This window comes from Streptomyces sp. DH24, assembly GCF_029813775.1.
In the GTDB taxonomy this organism is placed as follows: domain Bacteria; phylum Actinomycetota; class Actinomycetes; order Streptomycetales; family Streptomycetaceae; genus Streptomyces.
Genome location: NZ_JARVKW010000030.1, coordinates 24244 through 38524, shown reverse-complemented (window position 1 = coordinate 38524; position 14281 = coordinate 24244). Strand labels below are relative to the sequence as shown.

Genomic DNA, 14281 nt, shown 5'->3' with positions numbered 1-14281 from the left:
GCGGGCCGCTCTTGGCGTTGCTAGCCGTGGAAGTGGTTGCGCTTGATCACGGCCTTGCGGATGTGCACGGTGGTGCCGCCCTGGTGGCCGCTCGCACTGAACACCTGGACGGCGATCCAGCCGCCGAAGATGACGGCGGCCAGGATGATGAGCTGGGTGACGAACGCGGTGAGCGCGGCGATGAACGAGGTGAGCAGCAGCAGTCCGCCGCACACGGCGAGGAAGCCGACGCCTCCGAGGGCGACGTTCACCGCAGTGCGGGAGACGAGCGGCTTGACCGCGACCGGCTGGGGCTGGGCGGGGTTGATGGCGTAGCCGGTGACGACGCGGCCGTCGGGCAGGACGATGCTCGCCACTGCCGGAACGTGGCCCGGTTGCACCGGCACGACCGGCGCCGGGACGGCGATGGCGGGCGTGATCGGGGTCGGGTGGTGGACTTCCACGGCCCCCTGTGCCAGGGCGTGGCTGGTGTTCTCGGAGTACATGCGGAATCCCTTCCGGTGCTGGTTCAGGGAGGCGGGGGCACCCGCTTCGGGGTGCCTCGTGGAGGGGCGTTTCGGGGGTCTGACCTGCGTGCCTCCCTGACTCCCTGGACGATCATTTGTGCAGGTCAGCGGGAGGGAGGCGGGTCAGGGAGGGGGTGAGGGAGTTCTCCCTGCCTCCCTGACCGGTGTGGGGTCGGTTCCCTGCCGTCAGTCGGTGGAAGCGGAACCTTCGGTGTCGCGGTTGGCGAGGGCGCGGGCGACTCGGTCGCGGGCGACGACCATCACGCCGTCGGACTTGTACGGCCCGGCGCCGGCGTCGTCCAGGACGCGCTTGAGGTCGAGGAACGACCACTCCCCGTACGCGCCAGGGTTGCGGGTGGCGAGGCGGGCGAGGACGTCCTTGGTGCGGACGCGGGGCGCGTCGCCGATGACGGCGGCGATGTCGGCGAGCGCGTCGTGCTCCTCTTTGCGGTCGATGGCGTGGAGGGTGGTGACGCCGTCGCGCATCGCCTTGGCCCGGTCGGTGATGGCCTTGGCAGCGTCGTCATCGATGTAGTGCGTGCGCACCGTGATGGAGGACTGTCCGGCCGGGATGGTGATGCCGTCGGAGGCGACGACCAGGGTTCCCCGGTCCAGGCCCGGTCGCAGCAGGTTGGGGGCCGCGCCGCCGTCGACGGCCTTGTCCCCGAGTGCCATGCGGGCCTGCGACTCGGTGCCCAGGGCGAGGGATGCGCGGGTGTGGGCGCCCTCGCGCACGAGCTTGGGAAGGTTCTCGTTGGTGGGGTCCTGGGTGCCCTGCCACATCAGCACGTTCACGGCCCGTCCCTGGTTGTGGATCTTGCGGACGGCCATGAAGTACCGGGAGTTGGCCTTGGACCCGCCGTAGGGGCGCTTTTCCTCGTCCTTGGCGGGGCACATGAACGCCACCTGCGCCTCGTCCACCAGCACGATCAGGGGCGGGAACTGCGTGCCGGGCGGGGCCTGGATGCGGCGGTTCATCTCGTCCACCGCGCTCTCGACCATCTCGGTCACCTGGATGACGTGCTCGTCCGTCGGGCCTTGGATCAGGGTGGTGGCGAGCCCGTCGAACATGGCCCAGTCGCCGACACCCTTGAGGTCGCCCATGAGGAACTGCACCGACTTGTCCAGCGACAGCCACAGGGCCAGGGAGCGCAGTGCCACGGTCTTGCCCTGGTTCGACAACCCTGTGATGAGCAGGTGCCGCTGATACAGGCTCAGGGCGGCGGCGTCGCCGCGCAGGTCCTGGCCCCAGGGTGCCTTGCCCTTGGCGTAGTCGGCGGTCATCGTCTCGTCGGTGACCAGCGGCGAGGGGCCGATCGGCTCGTCCAGCGCGCCCGAGTCGGCGATCCACAGCCGCACGGTGCGGGCGGCCTGCGGGATGGTGATGAACACCTCGTGCTCGTGCCGGGTCAGGTTCTCGGCGAGCTTGCGGCGCCGGTTCTGCACCTCCACCGTGGAGACCCCGGAGGGAAGGGTGACGTCGACTTCCACGCCGCATCCGGCGATGGTGATCGGTCCGAGCATGCTCGCGCCGGCGTCGCCCATCTCCTTGATGGCGTTGCGCAGTGCCGGGACGCCGAGGTCGCGCAGGGCCTTGACCACGATGGACGGCGTGATCGGCTCGCCCTCGCCGTTGCGGGCGTTGGCGGGCAGGGCCCACTGGGGTGCGGCCTGTTGCTTGCTGCCGACGGCCCACAGGGCGAGCAGGGCGAGGAACGGGCCGATGGTGAGGGCCGGGCCCCACACCACCTGAACGATGCGGATGAGCAGGGCGATGAAGTCGATGGTTGCGGACAGTGGGGTGATGACGTCGCCGACGTGGCCGGTGTTGATGGCCATCACGATGCCGAGGGCGACCAGCGTGCCGATGCCCATGCCGGTGCCGACGGCCACACCCTTGGCCGCGTCGACCGGGGAGTGCAGCAGGTCCATGCGGCGGCGGTGCCGCGCCTCGCGGAAGCGCTGCAGCCGCTCTTCCCACTCTTCGGCCGCTTCCAGGTTCCCCGCGGCTTCCGCTGCCCGGAGCATGCGTTCGTAGCGGGCGCCGGTACGGCCGTCCCAGGTGCGGCGGGCCACGATCCGCCCGCCGTTGAACGTGTACAGGCCATGGCGGATTACGGCGCGGCCGGCCGACCGGGTGCGCTCGTGCGTGACGGCGGTCTTCACGGCGCGGCCGGAGCGCACCCACAGCGGCACCGGCGGTGCCGGCGGCGCGTCGGGCACCACGGTCAGGGTGGTCACGTTCGCCGGTTCGGCGGGCGGGTCGGTGGGCTTGTGGAGGTGGACGACGTTCTCGGTCATGCTGGGGGTTCTCCTGACTGCCCTTGTGGGGCGGGATGGGGGAGAGCCGGGGTGGCCGGGTCCGTGGAAAGTCACGGCCACCCCGGCGTGCGGGGGTTGGCTGGTCACCACCAGCCGGAGGACTTCTTCTTGGCCTTGGCGCGGGCGGCCTCGGTGATGAGCCGCTGCCGCTCGCCGTGCAGGGCGGCCAGTTCCGCGGTCAGGCGCATCTCGGCGCCGCTGCTCGTGGACTCGATCTGCTGCTCGGCGCGGCCGGTGCTGCGGCCGCGGGCGGTGCGGTAGGCGCCGGCGGCGATGGCGCGGGTCATGGCGCGGCGCTCGCGGCCGTTCAGCGGCCACAACTCGCCCCGGCGCACGGCCTCCAGCTTCTTCGTGGTCGCCTGGATCTCGCGGTCCAGGCGGCGCAGGTCGGCGTTGCTCAACGGGTGCTCCCTTCCGGTCCGTTCGGGCCGGGGTAGGCGCAGGGCACGCAGGTGCCCAGCGCGGCGGGGATGACGTATCCGGCATCGCGCCGGCATGCGGTGCAGATGCGGCGGGCGGCGTTGGCCTTGGCCAGCGCCGCCCATTTCGCAGGGGTCATCGGCCGCACAGGCTTGGCCAGGTCGACGCGGTACAGGTAGGCGACCAGCGGGCCCCGCCGGCGGCGGGGGCGTTCGAGTTGCGCGGCCACGTCCTGGCCACCCGGCCGCAGCCCGGCAGCGCGGAGCTGGCGGCGGGTGGCCAGTCCGTCCGGGGCAAGGCGCCACCGGTAGACGGGCAGGGTGCTCATGCCGTGCGACGGCGGCCGGGCCGGCGGCCGGTGACGGAGGCGAGCAGACGGTCCAGGGCGGCCCGGTGGACCGGGACAGGTGCCCGCTTGGCCGCGTACATGGCCTCGTCCGCGCGCCGCAGCAGGGCCGACAGGTCCTCGTCGGGGTGGTCGGCCCGTCGCACCCACCCGAGGGAGACGCTGGTGTGCACGTCGGGGGCGTTGTCGACCGGGCGGGCCAGGATGCGGCCCAGGATGGCGAGTTGGTCGGCGGCGGTGCCGTCTCGGTCGACCAGGACGGCGGCGAACTCGTCCCCGCCCAGCCGGCCGACCACACCGGAGCGGCCCACCGCGTGAGCGAGCCGGGCGGCCGTGGCGGCAAGGAGCGCGTCCCCGGCGGCGTGGCCGTGGGTGTCGTTGACCTGCTTGAAGCGGTCCACGTCCGCGAGGACCACGACCGCGTGCCGGTTGCGCAGCAGACGGCGGGCCTGGCGGGTGAAGGCGTCCCGCGTCCACAGACCGGTGAGCGGGTCCCGGCGGGCGGTCCGCAGACGACGCGACATCCACACCGTGTGGAGGCCCCACGCCGCCGATAAGGCAGCTATCAGGGACAGGGCCGGGGTGTTCATGCGGCCGTCTCCTTCCGGGTGACGCGCCCGAAGGAGGCACGCAGCCGGGTCTCTCCGGCACTGTGTCCCCGGGCCCGGAAGCGGGCCGACAGCTCGCGGTAGGGCATTGCCGTGCCCTCGGCGTTGAGGATGTCGGCGACGATGGCGTCCAACTCGTCGTTGGTCAGCGAGGGCACCGCGCCGATGGCGGGGACCGGCTCGCTGGGGCCCCAGACGGGGAGCTTCCACATCGGCTGTGACGCGGGCGTGACGCGCTCTGTGACGCACGTCAGGGCCCGGTTCGTGCCGTCGCCCTGGCGGGCCGTCTCCAGCGTCGACCACGCCCCGGCGAGGGTGGCGGCGGTCTTGGCCTGGACGCGTGCGACGCGGGCACCGGCCTCGGTCACGGCCGTCAACCGGGTCTCCTCCGTGGCCGCTTCCGCCCGCAGCCGGGCGCGGGCCACGGCCGCCTCATCGCGCGCTTCCTGCTGAATCCCACGGATCGCGTCCAGCGCGACCGGAGTGAGCGCGGTGCGCTCCCACAGGCTGTGCACCAGCCACAGGGCCTTGGCCGCGATCGGCAGCCATGCCACGGCCAGCCACGCCCCACGGGCGCCGTCCGTGGTGAGCGCGTGCGCGATGAGGACGCCGGTGGCGATGAGGCCGAAGGACCAGCCGACGGCGGTCACGGCCCGGTTGCGGTCGCCCTGGGCGGCCAGACGCCGTTCGTAGGCGAGGGTGGCCAGCCATCCGCCGTCGATACCCAGACCGACGACCACGGCCACCGGCCACGGCACCGCGGTGCCCAGCCACATCACGACCACGGCCAGGGTCAGCACCATGGACACGGCCGTCATCGCGACGGCTGGCATGACGGTCTTGGCGTTCACAGCGCACCTCCCGCGGTGAGCAGGGCGGCGAGGATGAGCAGCGCCCCGCCGGCGCGGATGAGGTCGACCGCGCGGCGCAGGCAGGTGAACTTGGTGACGGCCAGCCGGGACAGGCTGGCGATGTCGGCGGCCAGGTCGGCAGAGACAGCGGCGCTGATCTCCTCCGCCGTGAGCGTGGCCCACAGCGGAAAGCCGTGCCGGCCGCTGACGTTCGGGCGGACCGAACGCAGCAGCAGACCGGCCGCCGCGACCAGCAGCGCCATACCGGCCCCGCCCACGACAACGGCGGGCCAGTTCAGCGGCAGGTCACGGGCGACCGTCCACGCCCCAGCCAGCACAGCGCCGACGAACGCCAGCAGCAGCGCCGTCTTGCTGTCCGTGCGCGTGATCTCCGCCTTCACCTCGGCGTGCGCGGCGATCAGGTTCCGTTCGGTGGCGCTCACGCGGCACCCCCGGGCAGGCTCGCGGCCGTGGTGCGGTTGAGCAGCGCGACGCGGGCGGCCAGCGCGCGGCGGCGGGCCCGGCGGATCCGGCGGACGTCCAGCTCGGTCGGCGTGCGGTCCAGCGTGACGATGTACGCGTCGAGCAGGTCGACGTCCGCCAGGATGACGGGCATCTCCAGCTCGATCGCGTCCAGCTCCGCGGCCGTCGGCTCCATGAAGTCGGCGAACGCGGTAACAGCGTCCTGAACAGTGACGATGTGACTCATTGGGTCGTGGTCCTCTCACAGATGGAACGGCCCGACAGCGGTCCCCGGGGTGCCACCCGGGGACCGCGCGCCGTTGGTGAGGCAGCCGGGGTTCCGGCTGCGGGTGGAACGTGGGCAAGGTCAGCGCTGGACGACGTCCTTGTCCAGGTCGCGGTGATGCACGGTGACCTGGTGTCCGGCGTCACGCAGCAGTTCGGCGAGCGCGAGGGCGAAGACGGGCGCGCGGTGGCGGCCCCCCGCGCAGCCGTCGGCGATCCGGATGAGCCCCCAGGAAGGGCCCGACGCGTACGCCTCCACTGCCGCAGCGGTCGCCAGTGCCAGCGCCGCGACCCCGGGGGTGCTCAGCACGGCCGTGCGGACGGGCTCGTCGTGGGCCGTCATGTACCGCAGCTCCGGACTGACGTGCGGGTCACGGAAGTGCTCACGCAGGTCGATGGTCAGGTGCGCGGCGGGCGGCTCATCGTGCAGGTAGCCGAACGAAACGATCTCAACGGCAGCAGCCATCAGGGCTCCAAAGAGGCGAAGGGGTGTTCCGGCTCCCCGCACTCCCGCCCGTACATCCCTCACGCAGAGCGCGGAACGGACGGACGGGAGAGGCAGCCGGCCGCAGCTTCAGCACTGCGAAACCAACAAGCGGACCGGCACGCTGTACGGGTGCCGCCGGCCGGTCCGGTCTCCAACGGCACCCAAGGTCTGTCATCGGTTCACACCGAACTGCCCGTAGATCGCGGGGAAGTCGGCTTGATCTCTCGCGGCTCCGTACGCGCCTTGCTCCGCCTCCCTCCGACGGCGCGCCATTGCCGTGCCGCTCAGTCGTCACTCGCTGAACGGCGCTCCCATCCCTCGCGGGTGTCATGGACCGGGTGCAGCCCAATCACCGGGATCCCCGTGATCCGGTCCCTGGGTCTCCGCCCGAGGGTCAGACCAGCGGCTTAGCCGATGACACCGATCGATCCGTGAAGGCGACGGACTTCTACGCCTCCCCTGCCGCTCGGGCCGCGTGTAAGCGGGCCCGGCGGGGTTGTTCCGCGCACCAGGGGCCTGAGCCAGCCCCGCAAACTGGTGCGCACCAGAAGGTTGGCATCTGGTGCGCACCAGAGTCAAGGCGGTTCGCCGTTTCGGGTGCCTTTCACTCCCTGCGGTGCCTCTCCAGAAGACAGCTCAGAGCGGGGTCGTCGGTAGCCAACAGCGCTTAACATCCGGCCTGTTAACCCCTGTTGACCTGCGGCAATGTGCGGCATGCTGAGAGCGCCAGTGAGGGCTATTACCGGCGGACGGTGATCTGTGGGCGCAGGACTTCGAAGCGCGCGGGCGGCGCGCGGCTGGTCTCAGGAGCGACTGGTTCGCGAGATTGAGCAGTACGCCCGGTGGAACGTCACGGACGTTGCCTCAACCGCGAGCCTGCGGGTGTACGTGTCCGAGTGGGAGAACGGGAAGCGGACGCTCTCAGACCGGTATGCGGGCATTCTGAGGAAGCTTCTCGGCGTCACTGACGCAGAGTTGAGAAGCGCCGCATCGACGCCGGCGGTCGTTTCCGCCGACGGCTACGACGAACTACTCAGCCGGATCGACGCGGCCGGCAGCGTGGGTGAGTCCATGGTCCAGGCGTTCAACGATCAGACGGAGTTGCTCCGCACCATGGACAGGCAGAGGGGCGCGGCCAGCCTGGTCGACCAGATGACAGGGCATCTTGCTGCCCTGGAGGACGCGCTCAACTTTGCTGTGCTGCCGACCGCGCGCCGCCCCGTGGCGCTCGCCCTCGCGGGTGCGTCGACCCTCGCGGCGTGGCAGGCCATCGACTCCGGAGCCGTCGAACGGGCGTGGCGGCACTACGAACTTGCGAAGCGAGCGGCGCGTGACGCTGAGGCTCCGATGTATCTCGCCCACGCCATGGCGGAACAGGCGTACGTGCTCTGTGAGGCCGGTCGGCCCGCGCTCGGGGTCGAGCTCGTACGCGACGCTCGGCGAACCGTTGGCCAGTCGGCTTCCGCCCGATTGCGGGCGTGGCTGTACGCCGCTGAAGCGGAGATGTGCGCGTACGCCGGCATGCCGGACGATTCTCGGCGCGCGCTCGATGCGGCTCTGGCTGCCATCCCACCGGGTCCGGAGGACAGAGACCCGGACATGCTGAGCATCTTCCTGAACGGCACCCACCTTGCGCGGTGGCAAGGCAACGTGCTCGCCATGCTCGGTGACGGCGAGGCAGTCACGAGTCTGTACGGAGCGCTGGAAGACATGGACCCGTCGTTCGTCCGGGCGCGCGCTGGACTGCACACGGACTTGGCGCACGCGCACCTGGCGCGAGCCGAGTACGACGACGCCCACACCCATCTGAAACAGGCCCGGCTACTGGCGGGCCGCACCGGTTCGGTGCGGCAGCGCCGTCGTGTCGACATGCTCAGCGCGCGGCTGTGACTCCCTGCGCGCGCCGGTTGGCCAGGATGTACAGCAAGGCAACTAGGGTGCCCGATCCCATTAGCTCACCGCGGGCCATGAGCCCCGGAATGTCTGCGAGGGGAACCCATTCGATGTGGCCGGCTTCCTCCAGGTCGGTCGGTTCACCGACTCGTTCAGCCCCGTGGCCAACGAAGATTTCGTGAGGCGAGTCGACCATGCCGACCATGGGCTGATAGCTCACGACGTGTTCCAGTGCCTTCGGACGCCACCCGGTTTCCTCGACCACTTCCCGCAGCGCTGTGTCTGCCGGTTCCTCACCGGCATCGACGATGCCGCCCGGGAGCTCCCAGCCGAACTGTTGGGGTACGAAGCGGTAGCGCCACATCATGAGTACACGGTCCTGGTCGTCCAGAACAGCGGTGATGGCCACATGTTGCAGCTTCACCACGTGGTGCTCAAACGACTTCATGCCGGGCGGTTCCACGTCCCAGAGCTGAAGCTTCACCCATCGGTTGTCGTACAAGTCGCGCTCACCGTGGATGCGCCACGGCTCCAACCCGTCCGGTGGCGACACGCTCACCGTACCTGGCACCCGATACGAGCTACGTCCCCGCACCTCCAGGGCACCCTCGGCCACGAGACGAGCGAGAACCTGCCGGAGCGCGGTCCGGCCAATTGCCATTTCCTCGGTCAGTGTGCGTTCAGAGGGGATCTTGTCTCCGGGCCCGCCGTACTCGCCTTCGGCAAGCCGCTGTCGCAGCGTCTCGTAGACCTTGGTCGTCTTGGGTCCCATCCGCGGAGCACTCTCCGTTCTCAAGTGGTGCGTACCAGAGTAGCGTCACCGGCATGCCGAGCTTGGCGCGCCTCATCTACTGGGGGATGGGGATTACTTCAACATCGACATCCGCATTTTCTAGTGCGTTAATCGCGCGCATCAAGGCAACCTGGGAGAACGTGAACAGGCTCTTCCGGGTTACTGTGGAATCCCTTTTGATAGCGATTCCGTAGATCAGTTTTTTCGGTTTGAAGTCCGGGTTATAGGGGTGAGTCGCGCTCCGCTCCCTGACGCGTTTCAGTAGCTTTTCCCGGGCTTCGCGATCCGATCGTAGCGCCTCCATGGAAACCCACCCTTGCATGAACAAATGGCTCAAGGGGCCGGAACTGGAGGCTCGTTTGATGTGTATCAGCTCGTTATTTGGTCCGATGATGTCACAGGCTTCGATGCCGTACGGATGCTGCAAGGTGTGAATTTTCTTTCGGTCCAGACAGACAGATCCGCTTATAAGTTTGGTCGCCTCTCGGTTATAGTCCTCCTCTTCCTCCCAAGTTGGCTCCCACTTGGGTAGGGGGATGGAGGCCGGACGGTTAAATATCTCGTCCAGTCGTTTGTGTAGGAACTCTAGGTAGTTATCTCCGACTTCAAACCACTTGCCTTGATGGTAGAAGAAGTGACCGGAATTGAGTGAAGCCTCAAAAGCTAGCCACTTGTGAGTCTTAACCTGCCGGCTTACCTTTTCTTTTCCTTCGGGGTCCGAACACATCTGGATGTAACCTGCGCGCAGAGCTTCCAGGCGGTCGGTCACGGCAAGAGGGCTGACTCTATCTAGAACGGCGGATATGGCCAGTTCGTCTACTACCTCGAACCGGTCAGAAGCTAGCTTGATCCGGTAAGACTGTGCTGTGTGTTCGTACTCCTCGCACTCGGCCGGCAGGGTGAGCGCAATAGGCGCTGCGGTTGTCGAGGTCAGTGCTCTGGCGAGCTGTTTTTCTAGCTGTTTGACGGTCTTATTGTTCGACTTCAATCCGCGGATTTGATCGATGAAACCGAGTTCCGGGACGGGTGAGGCAGTTTGAGTGATTCGAGTGATCTCTTGTAGGTCGCTCAATAGGTCTACGGGTTTGACGCCGAGTGGTATTTTGAGAGAGTCTGCCGCGGCTATGCTAACTTTCCTGGGATTTGACCTGTTGAACGTCATCTGAATAGATCCCAGGGTGCCAGCGAGGCGGCTAACAACCTCACCGTAATGTTCGATGCCGAAGCCTCTGATTGACTGCCCGCCAGGAACGGTACTGCGATCCACCCTTGCGCGACTGTCGAGTATGTTTCGCGTGATCTGACGAATCTCGGTCGGCTCGATGGAGCGTATGGAGAAGGCGAGGCCGAAACCAGGGTCGATTCTTGCTGCGTCGATTAGAAGATGGCCCATTCCGTACGTTATGGCGTACGGTCCTCCAGGCGCTGCTATGAGGATGGCTGCAGCAGAAGCTACGTTGGCAACTGCTGCGTCCATACCGGTAAGTGATTTGAAGGTCGCGCACCAATCGGCGCGTTCTTTCTTGCCGACGACGCCCCAAATGGTGACGGCGGGCACTGTGTCTAGTTTGGTTGACGATACCGTGAAGTTGCTGTCCTCCGCATAGTACTTGACCAATGCCTCTTTCAAGTCGTCGCTATTTGCCTCAGTGTCGATGAGTCGATAGAGCGTAGAACGACGTGCCGTACCCTTAGACCCGCCCGCTTGGTTCGTCACAGGACCCCCCCTGATTCGATCTCGGAATCGTGGATCGTACATCCATACTCTCGCATTGGCATTCGAACGTAAATCGAACTAAAGGTTCAATCCGGAGTAAGGTAGAGGCGAACGAGTCGGCAGTGACAGATGAGGCCTGACGGTATTCGGGCGATGGTGACCACTGGCGGCCACGCCCTTGCTGCTCGGCCTCGGTGGCATCCGTGGGGAGCCTGAAGTTCAATCCGTGAGGATGGGCGTTCCCCTGATTGACGGTGCGACGGCCTGCGACGATGTGAGCATGCCGACGCCTGGAATGCCCCTCCCGCCTTCCCTCATCCCCGACTGCACCGAACCGGAGGCTCACCGCGCGGCCTACAGAAGCGCCAAGACCAACGACGCGATCTTTGTGTGCGTCGCTCGGCAGGGCCGGCGCTGGAAGGTGGTGCTTGACGCTATGACCAGCAGCGGGCCCACCATCCCGGACGAAGCAGTGACAGTCCTGGGGTCCGCGGCTGAGGCGCTGGTACTCACGGACACGGTGACGCAGGCCAGCATTGCGCCTGGCTACATCTCCTTGAGGGTGATCGAGACTGAGCAGAGGGCGCGTGAGATCGCGGCTGCGTTCCATGCTGCTATGCACGGTCTCCGGCTGCTGTACACCGCTGTTCCGAGCCAGCGCTGAAGGGCCTAGCCGGTCGCGTGTGGACGAGGTGCTGGCGGTTGGCGTCGCAGGGCAGCCGGGCCGTCACTGGGCCGTGCGAGGGGGACCAGCAACGCCCACCGACGACCAACAACACCCATGAGGGCGGGGCGCTCCGCCGCACCCTCATGGGATGTCTGTCCAGCTAGACCCACGTATCGAGCCACATCCGTGCCCGCCAGTCGTCCATCGGGATGGCCGTGCCGGTGTAGATGGGCCAGAAGTAGATGAAGTTCCACGCGATCAGCAGGACCAGGACGCCCGTCGCTGTCGCGCCCGCCACCCGGCGGGTGTCCGAGGATTTCGCCGGGCCGACCAGGGCGCCCAGGAGCATCGCCACCGCCAGGCACAGGAACGGCACGAAGACGATCGCGTAGAAGTAGAAGATCGTGCGCTCCTGGTACAGGAACCAGGGCAGGTAGCCGGCCGCGACGCCGCAGGCGATCGCGCCCGCCCGCCAGTCGCGGCGGAACGCCCAGCGCCACAGGACGTAGAGCAGCGCGGCGCAGGCCACCCACCACAGCAGCGGCGTGCCGATCGCCAGCACCTCGCGGGCGCACTTCTCGCCCGCGTCCACCGGGCAGCCGTCCTTGCCGGGCGCCGGCGACTCGTAGAAGTACGACACCGGGCGGCCGGTGACGATCCAGCTCCACGGGTTCGACTCGTACGTGTGCGGCGAGGACAGCCCGACGTGGAACTCGTACACCTGGTGCTCGTAGTGCCACAGGCTGCGCCACCAGTCCGGGAACAGCCACGACCAGTCGCTGTCCTTGCCGTCGGTGGCGGCCCAGTTGCGGTAGTAGCCGCCCTTGCCGTTCGTCGGGGACATGATCCAGCCGGTCCACGACAGGACGTACGTGACCACCGCGACCGGCACCGTGGCCAGGAACGCCAGGCCCAGGTCGTGCTTGATCACCGCCAGGTAGGGGTGCCGCGCGCCGGCCACCCGGCGGGAGGCCACGTCCCACAGCACCGTCATCACGCAGAACGCGGCCAGGACGTACAGCCCGTTCCACTTGGTGCCGATCGCCAGGCCCAGCATGAGGCCCGCCGCCCAGCGCCACGGCCGCCACAGCAGGGACGTCGTCTCCGCCGTGTGCGCGTCCGGCCGGACCCGCCCCTCGTCGTCGGCGGGCAGCGCGGCGGCGAGTTTCGCGCGCGCCCTGTCCCGGTCGATCAGCAGGCAGCCGAACGCCGCCAGCACGAAGAACATCAGCACCCCGTCGAGCAGCGCGGTGCGGCTCATCGCGAAGTGCAGCCCGTCCACCGCCATCAGCGCGCCCGCGAGGCAGCCGAGGAACGTGGAGCGGAACAGCCGGCGCCCGATGCGGCACAGCATCAGGACGGACAGCGTGCCGAGCAGCGCCGTCATGAAGCGCCAGCCGAACGGGTCGAAGCCGAACATCAGCTCGCCGAGCCCGATGACGTACTTGCCCACCGGCGGATGCACGACGTACGCCGCGTCCGCCGGGATCGGCACGTCCCCGTTGGTCGACAGGATCAGGTCGTTGGCGTTCTTGTCCCAGTTGACCTCGAAGCCGCGGTGGACCAGCGCCCACGCGTCCTTGGCGTAGTACGTCTCGTCGAATATCACCGCCTTCGGGCTGCCCAGGTTCCAGAACCGGAGCACCCCGGCCAGCAGCGTGACGAGCAGCGGACCGACCCAGCCGGACCAGCGCGCCAGCCGCGCGGTGACCGGCTTCGGCAGGCCGAGCGCCGCCCACATCCGCGGGCTCGGCGCGGTGTACGGCGGCACCAGCCGGTCCCGGACGTCGCTCGCCGGCCGGGCCGTGTGTCCGAAACGGCGCAGCCGCTGCTGCCACGACGGCTGCTCGTCGTGCGGTTCCTGGCCCTGCCGGATGTCCGTGGAGGACGCGGTACTGGTCACCGCGCCATCGTAGGGAACCCTTCTGTGTGAGTCCCGCGCATGTCCGGTACCCGTCCGGATGCGTCCGCCGTGTGCCGCCCCTGCGAGGATGGAAACGTGACTGGAACCCTTGTTTTGGCGGGCACCCCCATCGGCGACGTCCAGGACGCCCCGCCCCGGCTCGCCGCCGAGCTGGCCGGCGCCGACGTCGTCGCCGCCGAGGACACCCGCCGGCTGCGCCGCCTCACGCAGGCACTCGGCGTCACGCCCAAGGGGCGCGTCGTGTCGTACTTCGAGGGCAACGAGTCCGCCCGCACGCCCGAACTGGTCGAGGAACTCGTGGGCGGCGCGCGCGTGCTGCTCGTCACCGACGCCGGGATGCCGTCCGTCTCCGACCCCGGCTACCGGCTGGTCGCCGCGGCCGTCGAGAAGGACATCCGGGTCACGGCGGTGCCCGGACCGTCCGCCGTGCTCACCGCGCTCGCGCTGTCCGGGCTGCCCGTCGACCGGTTCTGCTTCGAGGGATTCCTGCCGCGCAAGGCGGGCGAGCGGCTGTCCCGGCTGCGCGAGGTCGCCGGGGAGCGCCGCACCCTCGTCTACTTCGAGGCGCCGCACCGGCTGGACGACACCCTGGCCGCGATGGCCGAGGCGTTCGGCACCGGCCGGCGGGCCGCGGTCTGCCGGGAGCTGACCAAGACGTACGAGGAGGTCAGGCGCGGCCCGCTGGGCGAGCTGGCCGACTGGGCGCGCGACGGCGTGCGCGGTGAGATCACCGTCGTCGTCGAGGGCGCCCCCGAGAAGGGGCCCGGGGAGCTCGACGCCGCGGAACTGGTGCGCCGGGTGCGGGTGCGCGAAGAGGCGGGGGAGCGGCGCAAGGAGGCCATCGCCGCGGTCGCCGCCGAGGTGGGCGTGCCCAAGCGCGAGGTGTTCGACGCGGTGGTCGCGGCGAAGAACGCCGGGGCCTGAGCGGCGCGGGGCCAAAGGGCCTGTCCGGCGACGGTGAGCCGAGGCGGCGGGGAGTTCGTGAGGTACGTCGCGGACG

The 14281-nt window shown here is 68.8% G+C and carries 15 protein-coding genes; 3 read left to right on the top strand and 12 right to left on the bottom strand.

The genetic code is table 11. The annotated features are described in order from the left end of the window. Positions 1 to 20 precede the first annotated feature (20 nt). The 9 genes from QC282_RS22930 to QC282_RS22890 all read right to left on the bottom strand — a co-directional run bounded on the left by QC282_RS22930 (position 21) and on the right by QC282_RS22890 (position 6266). Positions 21 to 485, bottom strand: a complete 465-nt coding sequence (locus QC282_RS22930) for a hypothetical protein (protein WP_279551422.1) — start codon at positions 483 to 485, stop codon at positions 21 to 23. Positions 486 to 692: 207 nt separating this feature from the next. Continuing rightward, positions 693 to 2807 carry an FtsK/SpoIIIE domain-containing protein gene (locus tag QC282_RS22925; RefSeq protein ID WP_279551421.1) on the bottom strand — a complete coding sequence of 705 codons (2115 nt, stop codon included), beginning with the start codon at positions 2805 to 2807 and terminating at the stop codon, positions 693 to 695. A gap of 104 nt (positions 2808 to 2911) precedes the next feature. Beyond that, the gene (locus QC282_RS22920) at positions 2912 to 3229 is read right to left on the bottom strand and encodes a hypothetical protein (RefSeq protein WP_279551420.1); all 318 of its coding nucleotides are present in this window, start codon (positions 3227 to 3229) and stop codon (positions 2912 to 2914) included. Continuing rightward, on the bottom strand, positions 3226 to 3576 hold the full coding sequence (locus QC282_RS22915; RefSeq protein ID WP_279551419.1) for an RRQRL motif-containing zinc-binding protein: 351 nt from the start codon (positions 3574 to 3576) through the stop codon (positions 3226 to 3228). Before QC282_RS22915 ends, QC282_RS22920 begins: the two co-directional genes overlap by 4 nt. After that, positions 3573 to 4184, bottom strand: coding sequence for a GGDEF domain-containing protein (locus QC282_RS22910; protein WP_279551418.1), 612 nt, complete (start codon positions 4182 to 4184; stop codon positions 3573 to 3575). Before QC282_RS22910 ends, QC282_RS22915 begins: the two co-directional genes overlap by 4 nt. Continuing rightward, a complete protein-coding gene (locus tag QC282_RS22905; RefSeq protein WP_279551417.1) occupies positions 4181 to 5053 on the bottom strand; it encodes a protein spdB in 873 nt (290 codons plus the stop codon). The genes QC282_RS22910 and QC282_RS22905 overlap by 4 nt, the downstream gene beginning before the upstream one ends. Next, positions 5050 to 5496 carry a Pycsar system effector family protein gene (locus QC282_RS22900; protein ID WP_279551416.1) on the bottom strand — a complete coding sequence of 149 codons (447 nt, stop codon included), beginning with the start codon at positions 5494 to 5496 and terminating at the stop codon, positions 5050 to 5052. Before QC282_RS22900 ends, QC282_RS22905 begins: the two co-directional genes overlap by 4 nt. After that, a complete protein-coding gene (locus QC282_RS22895; RefSeq protein ID WP_279551415.1) occupies positions 5493 to 5762 on the bottom strand; it encodes a DUF6284 family protein in 270 nt (89 codons plus the stop codon). Before QC282_RS22895 ends, QC282_RS22900 begins: the two co-directional genes overlap by 4 nt. Positions 5763 to 5882: 120 nt before the next feature. After that, complete coding sequence (locus tag QC282_RS22890; protein ID WP_142195769.1) at positions 5883 to 6266, bottom strand: RNase adapter RapZ; 384 nt, start codon at positions 6264 to 6266, stop codon at positions 5883 to 5885. Between the two features lie 903 nt (positions 6267 to 7169). On the opposite strand from QC282_RS22890, the gene QC282_RS22885 reads away from it, so the two are divergent. Then, positions 7170 to 8177 carry an XRE family transcriptional regulator gene (locus tag QC282_RS22885; protein ID WP_279551460.1) on the top strand — a complete coding sequence of 336 codons (1008 nt, stop codon included), beginning with the start codon at positions 7170 to 7172 and terminating at the stop codon, positions 8175 to 8177. On the opposite strand, the gene QC282_RS22880 is transcribed toward QC282_RS22885, so the two are convergent. Both QC282_RS22880 and QC282_RS22875 read right to left on the bottom strand, forming a co-directional pair. After that, positions 8161 to 8952, bottom strand: coding sequence for an NUDIX domain-containing protein (locus QC282_RS22880; RefSeq protein WP_279551414.1), 792 nt, complete (start codon positions 8950 to 8952; stop codon positions 8161 to 8163). The two genes, QC282_RS22885 and QC282_RS22880, sit on opposite strands and share 17 nt — an antisense overlap. Before the next feature lie 76 nt (positions 8953 to 9028). Next, complete coding sequence (locus tag QC282_RS22875; protein ID WP_279551413.1) at positions 9029 to 10690, bottom strand: DUF6119 family protein; 1662 nt, start codon at positions 10688 to 10690, stop codon at positions 9029 to 9031. A gap of 232 nt (positions 10691 to 10922) precedes the next feature. Here QC282_RS22875 and QC282_RS22870 point away from each other — a divergent pair, with 232 nt between their 5' ends. Then, a complete protein-coding gene (locus QC282_RS22870; protein WP_279551412.1) occupies positions 10923 to 11354 on the top strand; it encodes a hypothetical protein in 432 nt (143 codons plus the stop codon). A 163-nt stretch (positions 11355 to 11517) separates the two neighbouring features. Here QC282_RS22870 and QC282_RS22865 read toward each other — a convergent pair whose 3' ends face one another. After that, positions 11518 to 13260 (bottom strand): dolichyl-phosphate-mannose--protein mannosyltransferase, encoded by a 1743-nt coding sequence (locus QC282_RS22865; RefSeq protein ID WP_279551411.1) that lies wholly within the window; start codon positions 13258 to 13260, stop codon positions 11518 to 11520. A 96-nt stretch (positions 13261 to 13356) separates the two neighbouring features. On the opposite strand from QC282_RS22865, the gene rsmI reads away from it, so the two are divergent. After that, a complete protein-coding gene (gene rsmI, locus QC282_RS22860; protein ID WP_279551410.1) occupies positions 13357 to 14205 on the top strand; it encodes a 16S rRNA (cytidine(1402)-2'-O)-methyltransferase in 849 nt (282 codons plus the stop codon). The last annotated feature ends 76 nt before the right edge of the window (positions 14206 to 14281 follow it).

Coding starts and splice junctions, on each gene's coding strand:
- QC282_RS22915 (WP_279551419.1), bottom strand. CDS start 3,576: ATGAGCACCCTGCCCGTCTACCGGTGGCGCCTTGCCCCGGACGGACTG.
- QC282_RS22925 (WP_279551421.1), bottom strand. CDS start 2,807: ATGACCGAGAACGTCGTCCACCTCCACAAGCCCACCGACCCGCCCGCC.
- QC282_RS22870 (WP_279551412.1), top strand. CDS start 10,923: ATGGGCGTTCCCCTGATTGACGGTGCGACGGCCTGCGACGATGTGAGC.
- QC282_RS22930 (WP_279551422.1), bottom strand. CDS start 485: ATGTACTCCGAGAACACCAGCCACGCCCTGGCACAGGGGGCCGTGGAA.
- QC282_RS22910 (WP_279551418.1), bottom strand. CDS start 4,184: ATGAACACCCCGGCCCTGTCCCTGATAGCTGCCTTATCGGCGGCGTGG.
- QC282_RS22895 (WP_279551415.1), bottom strand. CDS start 5,762: ATGAGTCACATCGTCACTGTTCAGGACGCTGTTACCGCGTTCGCCGAC.
- QC282_RS22890 (WP_142195769.1), bottom strand. CDS start 6,266: ATGGCTGCTGCCGTTGAGATCGTTTCGTTCGGCTACCTGCACGATGAG.
- QC282_RS22880 (WP_279551414.1), bottom strand. CDS start 8,952: ATGGGACCCAAGACGACCAAGGTCTACGAGACGCTGCGACAGCGGCTT.